The sequence below is a fragment of the Vibrio sp. 378 genome, from assembly GCF_033339435.1.
The window spans coordinates 1-852 of sequence record NZ_JAWOUO010000310.1 but is presented as its reverse complement, the minus strand read 5'-3'; the positions used below and the strand labels follow the sequence as shown (position 1 = coordinate 852).

Here is an 852-nt window from a genome sequence, read left to right as displayed (position 1 = left end):
TGGTGCGCCTTTCGGAAATTTCACGTAAATGATTTGGTTTGGTGGTGGTGGTGGCACGTGGATACAGGCCCCAAAATACGGCACCAACAAAAATTCCGTCACCGTGTTGGCATCCCCCTCAAGAGGAATCACGAAGCCAGGGATTTTGACCTGACTGCCATTGAGCTCTGGTCTGACGTTACCGATTTTTGATTGCTGCGCCGCGCCACCACTGTGATCAGACGCGGGCATCCCCACGCTGTCGAACAGCTTACGTTCCGCTTCAGGAACCAGATCGATCCAGTCGAGCGTTAATGGCTCATCACTCGCCATGACCGGCGTCGTAAATGCAATCGCGAGTAAGCAACTGGCTAAAACTTTTTTCCACATCGTTAGATCCTTATGGTCATTCCGTCACTGAGTGACTGTCTGTAGGCGCGGAATGCTGGAATAAAACCAATCACAATACCGGCGCATTGTACAAAGCTAAGCAGCATCCATTCGTACGCAGAAAGCGTGCTTAACGTGAGATTTATACCGTAGTGTTGTTGAATTAGGGGCTGAAGTAGGGCGAGTATCGCATACAGCCCCAAAACGCCGGTGACGATACCTGCTGCTGTGAGTAAACTCGCTTCACTAATGAGCAGAGAAAAAACGTGGCGAGGGCGCGCTCCCATAGCGCGTAAAATGGCCATTTCTCGACGTCGTTCTTGTAAGCTGGTCAGTAGGCTGCTTAACATGCCGAGTAAACCCGCGATAACCACAAAACCAGAAACCGCCATCAAGGCCTGTTCTGCGACAGACATCATGCCCCACAATTCGTGTAGCGCGACACCGGGCATAATGGCACTGAGAGGTTCTTTCGGGTAGTTG

The 852-nt window shown here is 51.3% G+C and carries 2 protein-coding genes; both read right to left on the bottom strand.

Annotated features, from left to right (window positions below):
* On the bottom strand, positions 1 to 369 hold a 369-nt coding region (locus R7Q48_RS25915), incomplete at its 3' end, for a DUF3299 domain-containing protein (RefSeq protein ID WP_318133045.1).
* Positions 370 to 371: 2 nt separating this feature from the next.
* Positions 372 to 852: ABC transporter permease (locus R7Q48_RS25910; RefSeq protein WP_318133043.1), on the bottom strand; the 481-nt coding region annotated here is incomplete at its 5' end.